Origin of the sequence: Cupriavidus sp. OTU4054, from assembly GCF_038440175.1 — a bacterium.
GTDB classification, from domain to species: Bacteria; Pseudomonadota; Gammaproteobacteria; order Burkholderiales; family Burkholderiaceae; genus Cupriavidus; species Cupriavidus pauculus_D.
In genome coordinates this window covers 52,847-69,154 of sequence record NZ_JASATF010000014.1, presented here as the reverse complement: position 1 = coordinate 69,154, position 16,308 = coordinate 52,847, and the positions used below count along the sequence as shown (strand labels likewise).

Genomic DNA, 16,308 nt, shown 5'->3' with positions numbered 1-16,308 from the left:
TCCGTAAGACCCCCAATAGATAATCGATCCCCAAATACATCGACGACCCGCCCCGCGATCCCATCCGGACGACAGGACGGGCACTCACTATTCGGGGCTGTTACTGAAGGGGCGTTATGTTTGGCAAATTCACAAGCCAGGCCTTCGTGTGCCTGCTGACCGCATGTGCGAGCGGTGCGCTCACCGCATGCGGCGGTGGCGGGGATGATTCGGGTGGTTCGACCGTGCGCGTGAGCGATAGCGCTGGTACCAATACGACCTCCGGGACGACCTCCGGAACGGCATCCGGTGGATCGAACGGCAGCGGGAATACCGGCACGGGGAATACCGGCAGCGGGAATGCCGGCAACGGGAATACCGGCAATACCAACGCCGGCACGCAACCCACGACCTCACGCTGGGCGCCGCAGCTTGGCGATACCTGGCAGCTGCAATTGCAGGGCACGGCCAATATCGGCTACAACGCGGCCGTGTACGACATCGACATGTACGACACGCCGCAGGCGACCATCAATCTGCTGAAGTCGCAGGGCAAGCGCGTGGTCTGCTATTTCTCCGCGGGCAGCAGCGAGAACTGGCGCGCGGACTTCGGGCAGTTCCAGGCCAGCGACATGGGCAACGGTCTCTCGGGCTGGCCCGGCGAACGCTGGCTCGATACGCGTTCGGCCAACGTGCGCGCGATCATGGCGGCGCGCATGGATATGGCCAAGGCCAAGGGTTGCGACGGCATCGACACCGACAACGTCGATGGCTATACCAACAACACGGGCCTGCCGCTCACGGCCGCCACACAGCTCGACTACAACCGCTATCTGGCCGCGCAGGCGCATGCGCGCGGGCTGGCCATCGGGCTCAAGAACGACGTGGATCAGGTGGCGCAGCTTGCCTCGGACTTCGACTTCGCCGTCAACGAGCAGTGCTTCCAGTACAACGAGTGCGGGGTGTACTCGGCGTTCACCACGCAGGGCAAGCCGGTGTTTCAGGTGGAGTACGACACGAAGTACAAGGTCGATGCCACGCGCGCGCCGTTGTGCGCCTCGGCGCGGGCGTTGAATCTGCGCACGCTGGTGCTGCCGCTGAGTCTCAACGACGGATACCGCTACAGCTGCGATTGAGCCGGGGCCTTGCCCTGCGCCGCATCGAGTTCGCGCCACGCCAGATACAGGCGGGTGTCGAACTCGAGCTGGTGGTAGTGCGGCTCCATATGTTCGCAGAGCCGGTAGAACGCCTTGTTGTGATCGCTCTCCTTCAGGTGAGCGAGTTCATGCACGACGATCATGCGCAGGAATTCCGGCGGCGCGTCCTTGAACAGCGACGCCACGCGGATTTCCTTCTTGGCTTTCAGCTTGCCGCCCTGCACGCGGGAGATCGCGGTATGCAGGCCGAGCGCATGCTGCGCGGTATCGAGCCGCGCGTCATAGCCCACCTTGTGCAGCGGCGGCGCGCTGCGCAGGTATTCCTGTTTCAGCTCGGTGGTGTAGTCGTAGAGCGCGCGGTCCGTCTGAACGGTATGCCGCTGCGGATAGCGCCGCGCAATATGCTCGCCGAGCTTGCCGGCAGCCATCATCGCGCGCACCTGGTCGAGCACGTTCGCCGGGTATCCCCCCAGAAAACGCATCGGATCCTTCGCGGTCAGGCGCCAGCTTTCCATGACGTACGGCTACCGTTCAGTGGTGGTGATGGTGGTGGTGCATCCAGCTGTTGTCGAACGAGTTCACGAACGACTCGACGGCGTCCTTGTCGCCGGTGGCGTGGCGCATCAGCTCGCCGCACTTGCAGAAGCCCTGATAGGGCGTGATATGCGAGCAGGCGGAGGTTTTTTGCAGGTACAGCGTGACGGGCTTCGTGCACTTCTTGCACTTGAACTTCAGGGTCAGGGCGGGCTTCATCGGGCGTGTGGTGGCAATGCGGATCGGAATCCGAGGGCCGTATTGTAATGGGGGCGGGCGATCGCCGATGCAAGGGCGCTTCACGGTCCGCCTGCTACACTTCGCCCATCGCAATTCCACCCAATACCGCTGCCATGGCTCAGTACGTTTTCACCATGAATCGCGTGGGCAAGATCGTTCCGCCCAAGCGTCACATTCTCAAGGACATCTCGCTGTCGTTCTTTCCGGGCGCCAAGATCGGCGTGCTGGGCCTGAACGGCTCGGGCAAGTCCACGCTGCTGAAGATCATGGCGGGCCTCGATCAGGAGATCGAGGGCGAAGCCACGCCGATGCCGAACCTCAATATCGGCTACCTGTCGCAGGAGCCCGAGCTCGATCCCGAGCAGACCGTGCGCGAGTCCGTGGAAGCGGCGCTCGGCGGCGTGTTCGAGGCACGCAAGAAGCTCGACGAGATCTATGCCGCGTATGCCGAGCCCGATGCGGACTTCGACGCGTTGGCCGCCGAGCAGGCCAAGTACGAGGCGATCCTGTCGGCCAGCGACGGCAACAATGCCGAACTGCAGCTCGATATCGCGGCCGATGCGCTGCGCCTGCCGGCGTGGGATGCCAAGGTCGGCAACCTGTCCGGCGGTGAAAAGCGCCGTGTCGCGCTGTGCCGCCTGCTGCTGTCGCGCCCCGACATGCTGCTGCTCGACGAACCGACCAACCACCTGGATGCGGAATCGGTCGATTGGCTCGAGCAGTTCCTTACGCGCTTCCCCGGCACCGTGGTGGCCGTGACCCACGATCGCTACTTCCTCGACAACGCGGCCGAGTGGATTCTCGAACTCGACCGTGGCCATGGCATTCCGTGGAAGGGCAACTACAGCTCGTGGCTGGACCAGAAGGAAAACCGCCTGAAGCAGGAAGAGGCAAGCGAGTCCGCGCGCCAGAAGGCACTGCAGAAGGAACTGGAGTGGGTGCGTCAGAACCCGAAGGGCCGTCAGGCCAAGTCGAAGGCGCGTCTCGCGCGGTTCGACGAACTGAACAGCCAGGAATACCAGAAGCGCAACGAGACGCAGGAAATCTTTATCCCGGTGGGCGAGCGCCTGGGTAACGAGGTCATCGAGTTCGACGGCGTGAGCAAGGCCTATGGCGACCGCCTGCTGATCGACAACCTGAGCTTCAAGGTGCCGCCGGGCGCGATCGTCGGCATCATCGGCCCGAACGGCGCCGGCAAGTCGACGTTCTTCCGCATGATCACGGGCAAGGAAACGCCGGATAGCGGCGAGATCAAGATCGGGCCGACCGTGAAGCTCGCGTACGTGGACCAGAGCCGCGATGCGCTCGATGGCACCAAGACCGTGTTCGAGGAAATCTCGGGCGGCGCGGATGTGCTGACCGTGGGCCGCTACGAAACGCCGTCGCGCGCCTATATCGGCCGCTTCAACTTCAAGGGCGGCGACCAGCAGAAGCAGGTGGGCACGCTGTCGGGCGGCGAGCGCGGCCGTCTGCATATGGCCAAGACGCTGATCGCGGGCGGCAACGTGCTGCTGCTGGATGAACCGTCGAACGACCTCGACGTGGAAACGCTGCGCGCGCTGGAAGATGCGCTGCTCGAGTTCGCGGGCTGCGTGATGGTCATCTCCCACGATCGCTGGTTCCTCGATCGTATCGCCACGCACATCCTCGCGTTCGAAGGCGATTCGCACGTGGAGTTCTTCGCGGGCAACTATCAGGAGTACGAGGCGGACAAGAAGCGCCGCCTTGGCGAAGAGGCCGCGAAGCCGAAGCGTATCCGCTACAAGCCCATCACGCGTTGAAGCGTGTGATCGCTGCGGGCAGCGGCTCGGGCCATTTCATTTGGCCGCAACGAGCCGCACCCGGGTGATCTCCGATGGGGCGCCGAACCGTTTCGGCGGGCCCCAGTATCCGGTGCCGCGGCTGACGTAGATCCACATCCGCTCATGCCGCCGCAGCCCGTGCACATACGGCTGCTGCATCGGGACGAACAGGTTCCATGGCCAGAACTGGCCGCCATGCGTGTGTCCCGACAGCTGCAAGTCGAATCCGGCCGCCGCCGCGGCGGGCGCGCTGCGCGGTTGATGGGCCAGCAGCACGCGTACGGCCGCATCGGCCGGCGCCCCGGTGAGCGCCTGCACAGGGTCGCTCCGATGGCTCGGGATGAACTGGCCAGCGGTGAAATCCGTCACGCCCCCCAGCACCAGCGACGCGCCGTCGCGCTCCACCACCACATGTTCGTTGAGCAGGACGCGCAGGCCGATGCGCCGAAGCTCGTCGATCCACGCTTCCGCGCCCGCGTAATACTCATGGTTGCCCGTCACCACGAAGGTGCCGTGACGCGAGGCGAGCCGTCCCAGCGGCGCCGTATGCCGCGACAGGTCGCGCACGCTGCCATCGACGAGGTCCCCGGTAATGGCCACCGCATCGGCATCGAGGCCGTTCACGCGATCGACGATGCGGTCGATATACGGGCCCTTGATCGTCGGCCCCACGTGGATATCGCTGATCTGCGCGATGGTGAACCCCTGGAGCGCGGCCGGCAGCCCCGCCACGGGTACATCGACCTCGACCACCTTCGCGACGCCGCGCGCGTTGAAGAAACCGATCGCGCTGACAACGAGGGCGAGTACGGGGGGCACTACCGCGCTGGTTTCCAGCAAGGCAGGTGTATGCCATCCGGCCAATAGCGAAACCAGCAGGAAGATGTCGCGCAGGAACGTGAGGACCAGTAGCGACGAGAACAGCCCCATCGCCAGCATGCCGATCCAGCTGATACGGTCCGCCCAGGGCGGCTCGTAGCGTCGCGCGCGCATGCCCGCGGGCACCAGCAGCGCGGAGATCGCGAGGAAGATCGCAAACGCGACCTTGATGGCCAGGGGGCCCGGCAGGTCCGGCACGAGCCGGAAGCCGATATAGGAATGCAGCAGGATCGGGGTCAGCGCGGAGAATAGAATCGCGCGGCGCGGACGCATGGAGCTCATGGTGTTTCCACGAGAGGAGACATCTGGCTGAAATGAGGCCGGATGCGCGCGGCTTCAAGGGCGCGATGCGAAGTCGCCCGCCACGCACCCGTCATGCACTGGTTTGGCGCGGATCGCGACGTCCGCGCGCCGATATGCAGGAATTCCGGCGCGGTCTGAAGTTTTTTGTGTCCGATTGTTCCGGAATACGCGCTAATTTAGATTGAGGCACCGATCATGGAGCGCGAACCCGTATGCCACGCATCCGTTTCGACTTAGGTCTCGATTTCCGCGCCGCCGCCTGTCTGGTCGCCGCGCTGTGGTGGCTGACGCCGCCGCCCGCCGTGGCCGCGCCCACCGCGTCCAAAGCCGCCGCCGCGCGTGCCTCGCTGCAGTGGCCGCGGCAGTTCGACGCGGCGGGCCAGCATATCGAGGTCTATCAGCCGCAGATCGAGCGCTGGGAGGGCAATCAGCTTGGCGGTCGCGCGGCGGTCGCGGTGGGACCGAAGGACGGCGCGCCCACCTATGGCGTGGCCCGGTTCTCGGCCACCGCCGATATCGACAAGCCATCGGGCCTCGTCCAGCTGTCGCAACTACGCATCGACAGCGTGGACGTGCCCACGCGGCCCGATGCCGCCGAGCAGGTGCGGCAGGCGCTGATCGCGCAACTGCCGCCGCAGGGGCTCACCGTGCCGCTCGAGCAGCTGCAGGCGAGCTATGCCGTGGCGCAGCAGATCGCGCAGGGCCAGCGCGTGGCGGTTCGCAACGATGTGCCGCAGATCCTGTTCGCGACCACGCCGACGGTGCTCGTGCTCGTCGATGGCGATCCGGCCTGGCGCAGGATGGCGGGGAGCCATTACGAGCGCGCGCTCAACAGCCGCGCGCTGCTGCTGCGCGACGAGTCGGGCGAACTCTTTCTGCAAGCCGCGGGGTACTGGTACCGCTCCGAGTCCGCGGGCGGGGCATGGGAGCCGATGCCGACGCCGCCGGCGTCGCTGCTCGCCGCGGCCAGCAAGGCCGAGGCACCGAAGCCGGACCCGATGCTGCCCGCCGATGGCCGCAAGCCGCCGTCGGCGCCCGCCGTGCTGCTGGCCACGCGTCCGGCCGAACTGATCGTGACGAACGGCGCGCCGCAGATGGCGCCCGTGAACGGCGTGGGACTGCTGACCGTGGCCAATGCCGACCACGCGGTGTTCGTCGACCCGACGTCGAATCAGTCGTACCTGCTGCTGTCAGGCCGATGGTTTCGCGCGCCGATGCTGACCGGGCCATGGGAGTACGTTCCCGGCGATCAGCTGCCGGCCGACTTTGCGAAGATCTCGCCGAACGATCCGAAGGCCAACGTGCTGGTGTCGGTGCCGGGCACCCCGCAGGCACGCGAGGCGGAGATCGCCGCGAACATTCCGCAGACCGCGTCGGTATCGCGCGCGAAGGCGTCGCTGACCGTGGCGTACGACGGCGCGCCGCGCTTCGAGGCGATCGATGGCACGTTGCTGCAATACGCCGCCAATACCGGTACGCCTGTCATCGATGTGGGCGGGCGTTTCTTCGCGGTGGCCAACGGCATCTGGTTTGTCGCGCCGTCGCCGACGGGACCGTGGAGCGTGGCCACCGAGGTACCGGCCGCGATCTACGCGATGCCGCCGAGCTCGCCGCTCTACTACGTGACGTACGTGCGCATCTACTCGGTGACGCCCGATGTCGTCGTGGTCGGCTATACGCCGGGCTATATGGGCGTGGTGGTCGGGCCAGCAGGCACCGTGGTCTATGGCACCGGTTATGTGTACCCGCCCTATGTGGGCACCGTGTACTACGGCTATCCCCCGACCTATGGCTATGGCGCGGGGTTCGGTATCGGCATGGCCGAAGGGTTTGCGTTCGGGTTTGCGGCCGGTGCGATCTGGGGCGCGGCCACGCCTTACTGGGGACCTTATTGGGGCGGCGCGTACGGATGGAACTACGTGAACGTGAACCAGGCCAACGTCTATGGCCGATGGGGGCAGGGCACGGTCACGCATGCGCAGGGCTGGAACGCGTGGACGGGCACGCAGTGGCGCGGCGCGGCGGCATCGGGCTACAACCCCGCGACGGGCGCGCAGTTTCAGGGGAGCCGTGGGGCCGCGTTCAATCCGTACTCGGGCAACTACGCGGCGGGGCGGCAGGGCTCGTTCTCGAATCCGTCCACGGGCAGCGCGGGCGCGGGGCGCGGGGGCGTCGTCGGCAATGCGGCGACGGGCGACTATGCGGCCGGCCGGCAGGTGGCGGGCTACAACGCGCAGACCGGACGTATCGGCGCGGCGGAGGCCGGCGTCACGGGCAACACGCAGACGGGCGCGCAGACGGCGGGCAGTCGCGGCGTGGTCGCGAATCCGGGCAAGGACAACGCGGTGGCCTGGAACAACGGTAACGTGTATGCGGGCCACGATGGCAACGTCTATCAACGGACCGACGATGGATGGCAGAAGCACACGTCGAATGGCTGGGAGCCTGTGCAGTCGAATAATGCCAACGCCGAATCGACAAGACAGGTCACCAGCGGGCTCGATAGCCAGCAGCATGCGCGGCAGCTCGGCGACCAGCGCACGGCCGGCGCGGCGCAGCAATGGCAGGGGCGCTTTGGCGGCGCGGGTGCGGGCGGGGGCGGACGCTTTGCAGGGGGCGGCGGCGGTGGACGATTCGGTGGCGGCGGGTTTCACGGCTTTCGCCGCTAGCTTCGAATCCGCTTAACTCGTCGCCGAAAACTTTGAATGGTCGCGTGGGCGGTGCGGACGTAACCTCGGACAGTGGCGTGGGCAGGGCCGGCGATGACCGGATGCCGCGCCGGCAAACGAGGGAGCGGCCAGATGACGCAGCGGGCAACGATGGGGCGAGTCCGATCGACGCCGATGATTGGGCCCAGGCGCGCCAGCGCGCTGCTCGGCTGCATGGCGTTGTGGATGACCGCCTGCGGCAAGCAGGAACCGCCTCCGGCCGCCGCGCAGGCCGTCCCCGTACAGGTGTTTCAGACACGCGCGCAGGATCTTCCCGTGACCTTCGAGTTCGTCGGCCAGACGCAGAGCGACCAGGCCGTGGATGTGCGCGCGCGCGTGTCCGGCTTCCTGATCAAGCGCAACTACGTGGAAGGCGCGATGGTCAGGGAGAACCAGGTCCTGTTCGAGATCGACCACAAGCCGTTTCAGACCCAGCTCGATGCCGCGCAGGCCCAGCTGTCGCAGCAGAAGGCACGGCTCGACGTCGCGCGCTCGAACCTCGCGCGCGTAAAGCCGCTCGCGGAGCGCAACGCGCTGTCGCAGAAGGATCTCGACGATGCCACGGGGCAGTTTCATTCCGCCGCGGCGGGCGTGGAGCAGGCCACGGCCGAGGTCGAGACGCAGAAGCTCAATCTCTCCTATACGTACGTGCGCTCGCCCGTCGATGGCGTGTCGAGCTTCGGCGTGCTGCCGGTCGGCGCCTACGTGAGTCCGACCAACAGCCTGCTGACGACGGTCTCCACGCTGACGCCGATGCGGATCAATTTCAGTATCTCCGAGCCGCAGACACTGGAGTTCCGCGCGCAACGGCAGAACAGGCAACTGGTGGTGCCGCCGGACCGGCACTACGCGGTGTCGATCGTGCTGGCCGATGGCACCGAGTATCCGCACAAAGGCCGCATCACGTTTGCCGATGCCACCTACAACCAGCAGACGGGCACGTTCCTCGTGCGCGCGGAGATGCCCAATCCGAACAACGAACTGCAGCCCGGGCAGTTCGTGCGCGTGCTGGTCGGCGGGGCCTCGCGGCCCAATGCCATCGTCGTGCCGCAGCGGGCGGTCATGCATGGGCCGAAGGGCGACCTCGTGTTTATCGTCGACAAGGAGGGCAAGGCTCAGCCACGGCCGGTGACGGTCGGCGAGTTGTCGGGACCGATGTGGCGCATTGCGCAGGGGCTCGACGCGGGGGAGACCGTCGTGGTCGATGGGGCGGGCAAGCTCACGGCCGGTGCGCCGGTGCAGGTCACCGGCGAGGCGCCGCTGGCGGCGGTGGGCGCGGGAAGCGCGCCCGTCGGTGCGGCCTCCGGCGCCGTGGCCCCGGCATCGGCGGCACCAGCGTCGGCCGCGCAACCCACGCCATCTCGCTGAGCCCGGACCGCCATGATCTCCGCCTTCTGCGTCCGGCGTCCGATCTTCGCGATCGTGCTGTCGCTGGTCATCGTCATCGGTGGCGGCGTCGCGATGTTCGCGCTGCCCATCGCACAGTATCCCGATATCACGCCGCCCCAGGTCACCGTTACCGCGACCTACGCGGGCGCGGACTCCGATACCGTGGCCCAGACCGTCGCCGCGCCCATCGAGACGCAGGTCAATGGCGCCGACAACATGATCTACATGCAGTCGACATCGTCGCCCACGGGCTCGATGACGCTGAACGTGTTCTTCGATATCGGCACCGATCCCGATACCGCGCAGGTGCAGGTGCAGAACCGCGTGAACCTCGCGCTGCCGCAGCTGCCGGACACCGTGCAGAAGACCGGCATCAACGTGCAGAAGCGCTCGTCGAGCTTTCTGCTGCTGATTGCCGTGCACTCGCCCGACGGTCGCTTCGACCAGCAGTACATCAACAACTATGCGAACCTGTACGTGCTCGATGCCATCAAGCGCATCAACGGCGCGAACCAGGCGCAGATCATGGGCTCGGCCGACCTTGCCATGCGCATCTGGCTCAAGCCCGATCGCATGGCCGCGCTCAATATCACCGCGCAGGACGTGCAGCGCGCGGTGCAGAGCCAGAACGAGCAGTTCGGCGCGGGTAGCGTGGGGCAGGCGCCGAACGCGCGGCCCGTGGAGTTGTCGTTTCCGCTCGTCACGCCGGGGCGGCTGACCTCGCCCGAGCAGTTCGACAACATCATCCTGCGCGCGGACAACGAGGGGGCCGCCATCGTGCGGCTGCGCGACGTCGGCCGCGCGGAGGTGGGCCAGCAGCTCTACACGCTGCGCTCGTCGCTGAACGGCAAGCCCGCGACGATCATCGCGGTCTACCAGCAGCCGGGCTCCAACGCGATTCAGGTGGCGAAGGACGTGCGCCGCGCGCTCGACGATATGTCGAAGACGTTCCCGCCGGGCATCGCGTACAAGGTGTCGCTCGATACCACCGAGTTCGTGAGCGCGTCCATCGAGGAGGTGGTGCACACGCTGGCGGAAGCCGTGGTGCTGGTCGTACTCGTGGTGTTCATCTTCCTGCAGAACGTGCGGGCAACGGTGATCCCCGTGCTCGCCGTGTTCGTGTCGATCATCGGCACCTTCGCGGGGCTGCTGGCGCTCGGGTTCTCGATCAACCTGCTGACGCTGTTCGCGCTGGTGCTCGCCATCGGGATCGTCGTCGACGATGCCATCGTCGTGGTGGAGAACGTCGAGCGCAATATGGCCGAGTTCCATCTGTCGCCGCGCGAGGCCACGCTACGCGCGATGGAGGAGGTGACGGGCCCGGTCATCGCCATCGTGCTCGTGCTGTCGGCCGTGTTTATTCCCGTGGCGTTCGTCTCGGGCACCACGGGGCAGTTGTACCGGCAGTTCGCGCTGACGATCGTCGTCTCGGTCGTCATCTCGGGCTTCTGCGCGCTGACGCTGTCGCCGGCGCTCGCGGCCATGATCCTCAAGCCCGGCCACCACACGCCATGGCGCGGCTTCGTCTGGTTCAACGACAAGTTCGACCGGCTCGTGCACCACTACGGCAACTGGGTGCGCGGCTTTATGCGGCGCGCGGTGCTCGCATTGCTGATGTTCGCCATCATGCTGCTCGCCGTATGGCAACTGTTCGCGCGCATTCCCACGGCATTCGTGCCGCCCGAAGATCAGGGCTATCTGCTGGTCGCGGTGATGATGCCGGACTCGGCCAGTCTCGACCGCACCGACAAGGTCACCCAGCAGGTGGCGGCGATGTTCCGCGAGCATCCGGCGGTGGAAGATGCGTCGGCGCTGTCGGGCTACAGCTTTATCGACAGCCAGTACAAGACCAATGCGGGCACCGTGTTCGTCGGCCTCAAGAGTTTCAAGCAGCGGGGCACGCGCGATCTGTCCGTGCGCGCGGTCATCGTCTCGCTGATCGGCAAGCTGCGCGCGATTCCGGAGGCCATCATCATTCCGGTCAATCCGCCGTCGATACCTGGCCTGGGGTCGCAGGGCGGCTTCGAGTTCTGGATCCAGAATCGCGGCACGGGCAATGCGGCCGAACTCGAAGGTGTGACGCGCAATTTCATCAAGGCCGCGGCGGCGCATCCGGAGCTTGGGCGATTGACGAGCACGATTCAGGCCGCGTCTCGGCAGATGCGCGTAGAGGTGGACAAGGAGAAGGCCGAGACGATGGGCGTGCCGATCGCCGATGTCTACGGCACGCTGCAGACGCAGTTCGGTTCGCTGTATGTGAGCCAGTTCTCGCAGTACAGCCGCGTGTGGCAGGTGATCCTGCAAGCCGAACCGCAATACCGCGCGAACCCCGACGATCTGCAGTTCCTCTATGTGCGGCAGCAGAGCGGCAAGATGGTGCCCGTCACCGGGCTGCTGAAGACGCGTTACGCGAGCGGGCCCGATCTGCTCTCGCGCTTCAACAACTTCCCGGCGGCAAAGATCACCGGCGATGCGGCGGCGGGCTACAGCTCGGGGCAGGCCCTGGCCGCGATGGAGGCCGTCGCGCGCGAGTCGCTGCCCGCAAGCTACAGCTTCGCTTGGAGCGGCGAGGCGTTCGAGCAGAAGAAGTCCGGCAATACGACGACGATCGTGTTCGTGTTCGGCATCGTGATGGTGTTCCTGATCCTCGCCGCGCAGTACGAGTCGTGGTCGCTGCCCATATCGATCCTGAGCGCGGTGCCGTTCGGCATTTTCGGGGCGCTGCTGGCGATCCTGTTGCGCGGGCTGTCCAACGACGTGTACTTCCAGATCGGCATGGTGACGCTGATCGGGCTCGCGGCCAAGAACGCCATCCTGATCGTCGAGTTCGCGGTGCTCAAGCAGAAGGAGGGCATGTCGCATGCGGATGCGGCCGTGGAAGCGGCCAAGCTGCGGCTGCGGCCGATCGTCATGACGTCCCTCGCGTTCATTCTTGGCGCGGTGCCGCTGTTTATCGCGGCGGGCGCGGGCGCGAACTCGCGGCATTCCATCGGCACCGGCATCATCGGCGGCATGCTCGCGGCGACCACGCTCGCGCTGCTGTTCGTGCCGCTGTTTTCGTGGCTGATCGGCACGGGTGTGGACAAATGGCGCGCGCGCGGCGGCAAGGCGGCGCCGGCTGCCAATAGCACACCCGGGGCGCCGCCGGCCGGAGAGGCGCCATGATCGCGCGGCGGCTCGCGCTCGCGACCGCGGCGCTCGGGGCTTTTGCCGCCGGCTGCGCGATCGGCCCCGACTACCAGCGTCCGGAGGTCGCGTCGCCCCCGTACTACCGGCTCGATACGGGCGCGCTGACCATCGAGGCGGACAGCGCGTGGTGGAACACGTTCGACGATCCCGTGCTGACCGCGCTCGTGGAGACCGCGCTGCGCAATAGCTACGACGTGCGCATCGCCACGGCGCGCATCGACGAGTTCCGCGGGCAACTGATGATCGCGCGGTCGGCGTTCTTCCCGCAGATCGGCGCAACGGCATCGGCCGCGCGGCAGCGCAGCGGCACGTTCAACACGCTGATCGGCACGCCGCTCGAGGCGTTCAGCGGGCCGCGCAACAGCTACCAGCTCGTGGCCAATGCCAGCTGGGAACTCGATGTCTGGGGCCGCATTCGCCGGCAGGCAGAGGGCGCGGAAGCCGATCTCTGGAATGCCGAGTACACGCGGCGCGGCACCGTGCTCGCGCTCGCGGCCTCGGTGGTGCAGGGCTATGCGACGCTGCGAGGATTCGACGCGCAGCTCGAGATCGCCAGGCAGACGCTCGACGTCCGCGCGAAGGCGGTGGATATCTTCCGGCAGCGCTTCGAAGGCGGCGTGGTGTCGCAGGTGGAACTGGTACAGGCGGAGAACGACTACTACGCGGCGGAGTCCTCGATACCGCCGATCCGCACATCGATCGCGCAGACCGAAAATGCGCTGTCGGTGCTGCTGGGCCGCGAGCCCGGACCGATCGAACGCGGCAAGCCGTTCGATGCGCTGCAGGCGCCCGCTGTCGGCCCCGACATGCCCGCGATGCTGCTGTCGCGCCGTCCCGATGTGTTGCAGGCCGAGCAGGCCGCCGTGGCCGCGAATGCGCGGCTCGGCGCGGCGGAGGCGCTCTATCTGCCGACCGTCGATCTGTCGGCCATGTTCGGCGCGATTGCCGCCACGCCCGGGGCGCTGTGGCATAGCGCGTCGCGCGTATGGGGCGTGGGGGCGGGCATCACGCAGCCGATCTTCCAGGGCGGCGCGATTCGCGGGCAGGTGCAGAGCGCGGGATCCGTGCGCGATCAGGCCATGCTTGCGTATCAGGCGAGCGTGCTCAATGCGCTGGCGGATGTGAACAATGCGCTCGCGGCCAATATGGAATCGCGTGTCCGGCTCGCGAGCCTGCGGCGGCAGGAGCAGGCGCTCGTGATCTATGCCGATCAGGCCAATGCCCGTTACGAGGGCGGCTACACCAGCTATCTGGAGGTCACCGACGCGCGGGAGAAACTGTATTCGGTACAGCTGGCGGCGGTGCAGGGGCAGGTCGATGTGCTGACGGGCGTGGCCGCACTGTACAAGTCGCTCGGCGGCGGATGGCCCGCGGTGCCGGGCGAGGTGCGTGATGCGGGGATGATCGGCGATGCGCGGCAATTGCCGCCGCCGGCCGACCGGCAGTCGTCACGCTGATCTCATGCCTCGTCGTCGGCCATGGCCGCGACAGGCAGCATCGCGTTGAACCGCTCGAGCTCCGAGCGAAACGCCTGCGCGCCGGGACCCGGCACGATCTCCACGTCGCCGATGGTGATCTCGGTGCCGTCATCGCGCAGCAGTCGCGGCGGCCTGATCTCCGCGCCGTCGCGTCCGTCCTTCAGGATCGTCAGCGGCCCATGCTCGGTCGCGCGCCAGCGATCGGCCCATCCCTTCAGCGAGACGAACACCGGGAAGAACTCGCGGCCCGATTCGGTCAGCGTGTAGACATGCCGCGCGCCGCCGCCGGGCGTATGCGTTTTCTCGAGCAGGCCATGTTCGACGAGTGCCTTGAGGCGGTTGCTGAGAATGTTCGGCGCGATGCCGAGCCGGCGTTCGAACTCGTCGAAGCGCGTGCTGCCGTAGAACGCCTCGCGCATGATCAGCATGGCCCAGCGTTCGCCCAGCACGCTCAGCGCGCGGGCAATCGGGCAGGGCATGGCCGAGAAATCTGTGGATGCCATGACATCGTCACTTTGATGGTACAAGTCTGTATCATCATAGCTTGCATCATGAAAGTATGAAACCCTCGTTTTTGCATGGGGGCATGATCGCGCGAACAATCGACCGATGCGCGCGGCTCCGCACGGATTTTGTCGGGAGCACGGCATGCGCGCGTATAGTGGCAGGGTCTTATCGTCCCCACGCGCGGGCTGCCAGCCGTCGCGCGATCGTTGCTGCCGCTGCGTCATGACCGACCCCACCGATCCCTCCTCCTCCGAACCCGCAACCGGCGAGGACGCCGCGTCGCGCGGTATCCGTCATCGCGCCCGGCATGCGATCGCGCGCAAGTCCCGTCAGGCCGGCCGCATCTCGCGCACGACGATGCGCTACGCCGTGTTCATGTGCGGCGCGGCCGGCGTCGCGCTGTTCTCGCTGGTCTTCGCATGGATCGCCGAAACCGCGCTGCGCTGGAACGCCCATCTGACCGCCGCCACGCCGTGGCTCGCATTCGTGATGCTGCCGTTCGGCCTGGCCGCGCTGCGCTGGCTGACTATCCGCTATGCGGCGCAGGCGCGGGGCAGCGGCATTCCGCAGGTGCTGGCCGCGATCTCGCTGCCGCCCGACAGCGCCGCGCAGCGCGTGCTCGTGTCGTTCCGGCAGGCGATGTGGAAGGTAGTACTGACCGCCGCCGCGCTGCTGGCGGGCGCGTCCGTCGGACGCGAGGGACCGTCGGTGCAGGTCGGTGCCGCGGCCATGCTGTCGTGGGGCCGATGGTGCGAGCAGAAGCTGCGCTTCCGCACCGGTTTCCATCCGAATGCGCTGATCGCCGCGGGCGCGGCGGGCGGGCTGGCCTCGGCCTTCAATACGCCGCTGGCCGGCGTGGTGTTCGCGATCGAAGAGCTCGGGCGCGGTGCCGCGATGCGCTGGGACCGCGTCGTGCTGTCGGGCGTGCTGACCGCGGGCTTCCTCACGCTCTCGCTGCTCGGCAACAATCCGTACTTCAGCATCAAGGTGCCGATTCTCGCGCTCCACGACGCATGGGGGCCCGTGCTGCTCTGCGCGGTGGTCAACGGCGTGCTCGGCGGCCTGTTCGCCAAGCTGCTGATCGGCGGCGTGCCGGGGCTGCTGCCGGCGCGCTGGCGCCAGTGGCCGCAGGCGCATCCGATCTGGGTGGCGTTCGGCTGCGGCCTGATCGTCGCCGCGATCGGCTTCGGCACGGCGGGCGCGACGTTCGGCACGGGCTATGAACAGGCGTCGGCGCTGATCAACGGCCATGGCGAGCGCTCGCCGTGGTTCGGCGTCGGCAAGTTCTTCGCGACCGTGCTGTCGTACTTCGCGGGCGTTCCGGGCGGGATCTTCACGCCGGCGCTGGCCATCGGCGCGGGCATCGGCGACAACGTCGCGCACATCCTCGGCTTTATGCCGGAGCCGCGCATGCTCGCGCTGATCTCGATGGCCGCGTTCCTCGCGGCCGCCACGCAGGCACCGATCACCGCGAGCGTGATCGTGATGGAGATGACGCGCACGCAGGACCTCACGGTGTTCCTGCTCGCGTCGTCGCTGCTGGCATCGTTCCTCGCGCGGCAGTTCTGCCCGCATCCGTTCTATCACCACATGGGCCACGCATTCCGTCGCGAAGCGGTCAACGTGACCCGGCGGCCATCGTCGGCAGAGTGAGCGCTCAGGGCATATGTGCGCGCGGCCGAGGGCCCGCTCGAATCGTGCGGTCACGCATGGATTTCCGTAACGCTTTGCCCTACCATGTGCCGCGCACGTACCCGTGGCGGCAGATCCGGGACGCGCGTGTGTTCCGGCGGCACACTCCACGCGCCGGCATGCCTTTCGATGCACTCGGGGGAGCGCAAGATGGCCACGCAACGACCTGTTGGCAGGGGACAGTCCCAGCAGAAACCGCAGCAACCCGGTGCGAACCGGCCCAGCGAGATCGACCTCGGTGCCGACAGCATGTGGCATACGCGAGGCTTGCAGAGCAACACGCGCATGCGTGTGCCGCTCGCGCGCCGCACACCGCCGCGCCAGTTACCGCCAAGCCGCCTGCCGCGCCTGCTGTTGTGGGCCGTGCTGCTCGCGGTGGGCGGCATGCTCGCGAATGCGGTCATGCATATGCTGCGTTAGCCACAACGGAGATTCGTAACGAACTCCGACA

Annotated in this window: 12 protein-coding genes; 8 read left to right on the top strand and 4 right to left on the bottom strand. The window is 67.0% G+C overall.

Going from position 1 to position 16,308, the window contains the following annotated elements:
* The first annotated feature begins 230 nt into the window (after positions 1-230).
* Positions 231-1,115 (top strand): endo alpha-1,4 polygalactosaminidase, encoded by an 885-nt coding sequence (locus AAHB16_RS17560; protein ID WP_342051581.1) that lies wholly within the window; start codon positions 231-233, stop codon positions 1,113-1,115.
* Here the strand turns inward: AAHB16_RS17560 and AAHB16_RS17555 are convergent.
* Both AAHB16_RS17555 and AAHB16_RS17550 read right to left on the bottom strand, forming a co-directional pair.
* Positions 1,100-1,618 carry a M48 family metallopeptidase gene (locus AAHB16_RS17555; protein WP_150373953.1) on the bottom strand — a complete coding sequence of 173 codons (519 nt, stop codon included), beginning with the start codon at positions 1,616-1,618 and terminating at the stop codon, positions 1,100-1,102. The two genes, AAHB16_RS17560 and AAHB16_RS17555, sit on opposite strands and share 16 nt — an antisense overlap.
* Before the next feature lie 49 nt (positions 1,619-1,667).
* The gene (locus AAHB16_RS17550; RefSeq protein WP_150373581.1) at positions 1,668-1,889 is read right to left on the bottom strand and encodes a hypothetical protein; all 222 of its coding nucleotides are present in this window, start codon (positions 1,887-1,889) and stop codon (positions 1,668-1,670) included.
* Between the two features lie 134 nt (positions 1,890-2,023).
* Here AAHB16_RS17550 and ettA point away from each other — a divergent pair, with 134 nt between their 5' ends.
* On the top strand, positions 2,024-3,691 hold the full coding sequence (gene ettA / locus AAHB16_RS17545) for an energy-dependent translational throttle protein EttA (RefSeq protein WP_150373582.1): 1,668 nt from the start codon (positions 2,024-2,026) through the stop codon (positions 3,689-3,691).
* Between the two features lie 36 nt (positions 3,692-3,727).
* Here ettA and AAHB16_RS17540 read toward each other — a convergent pair whose 3' ends face one another.
* Positions 3,728-4,864 (bottom strand): metallophosphoesterase, encoded by a 1,137-nt coding sequence (locus AAHB16_RS17540; protein WP_342051613.1) that lies wholly within the window; start codon positions 4,862-4,864, stop codon positions 3,728-3,730.
* 242 nt (positions 4,865-5,106) lie between these two features.
* Here AAHB16_RS17540 and AAHB16_RS17535 point away from each other — a divergent pair, with 242 nt between their 5' ends.
* The 4 genes from AAHB16_RS17535 (at position 5,107) to AAHB16_RS17520 (ending at position 13,637) form a co-directional block, all read left to right on the top strand.
* Complete coding sequence (locus tag AAHB16_RS17535) at positions 5,107-7,563, top strand: carbohydrate-binding family V/XII (RefSeq protein ID WP_342051580.1); 2,457 nt, start codon at positions 5,107-5,109, stop codon at positions 7,561-7,563.
* Between the two features lie 174 nt (positions 7,564-7,737).
* Positions 7,738-8,970 carry an efflux RND transporter periplasmic adaptor subunit gene (locus tag AAHB16_RS17530; RefSeq protein WP_342051579.1) on the top strand — a complete coding sequence of 411 codons (1,233 nt, stop codon included), beginning with the start codon at positions 7,738-7,740 and terminating at the stop codon, positions 8,968-8,970.
* Positions 8,971-8,982: 12 nt separating this feature from the next.
* Positions 8,983-12,156 (top strand): efflux RND transporter permease subunit, encoded by a 3,174-nt coding sequence (locus tag AAHB16_RS17525; protein WP_342051578.1) that lies wholly within the window; start codon positions 8,983-8,985, stop codon positions 12,154-12,156.
* Positions 12,153-13,637 carry an efflux transporter outer membrane subunit gene (locus AAHB16_RS17520; RefSeq protein ID WP_342051577.1) on the top strand — a complete coding sequence of 495 codons (1,485 nt, stop codon included), beginning with the start codon at positions 12,153-12,155 and terminating at the stop codon, positions 13,635-13,637. The genes AAHB16_RS17525 and AAHB16_RS17520 overlap by 4 nt, the downstream gene beginning before the upstream one ends.
* A gap of 2 nt (positions 13,638-13,639) precedes the next feature.
* On the opposite strand, the gene AAHB16_RS17515 is transcribed toward AAHB16_RS17520, so the two are convergent.
* A complete protein-coding gene (locus AAHB16_RS17515; RefSeq protein WP_150373587.1) occupies positions 13,640-14,161 on the bottom strand; it encodes a winged helix-turn-helix transcriptional regulator in 522 nt (173 codons plus the stop codon).
* A gap of 226 nt (positions 14,162-14,387) precedes the next feature.
* Here AAHB16_RS17515 and AAHB16_RS17510 point away from each other — a divergent pair, with 226 nt between their 5' ends.
* Both AAHB16_RS17510 and AAHB16_RS17505 read left to right on the top strand, forming a co-directional pair.
* Entirely contained in the window at positions 14,388-15,818 is a 1,431-nt protein-coding gene (locus tag AAHB16_RS17510; protein WP_342051576.1) for a chloride channel protein, read from the top strand.
* 189 nt (positions 15,819-16,007) lie between these two features.
* Positions 16,008-16,277, top strand: coding sequence for a hypothetical protein (locus AAHB16_RS17505; RefSeq protein ID WP_150373589.1), 270 nt, complete (start codon positions 16,008-16,010; stop codon positions 16,275-16,277).
* The last annotated feature ends 31 nt before the right edge of the window (positions 16,278-16,308 follow it).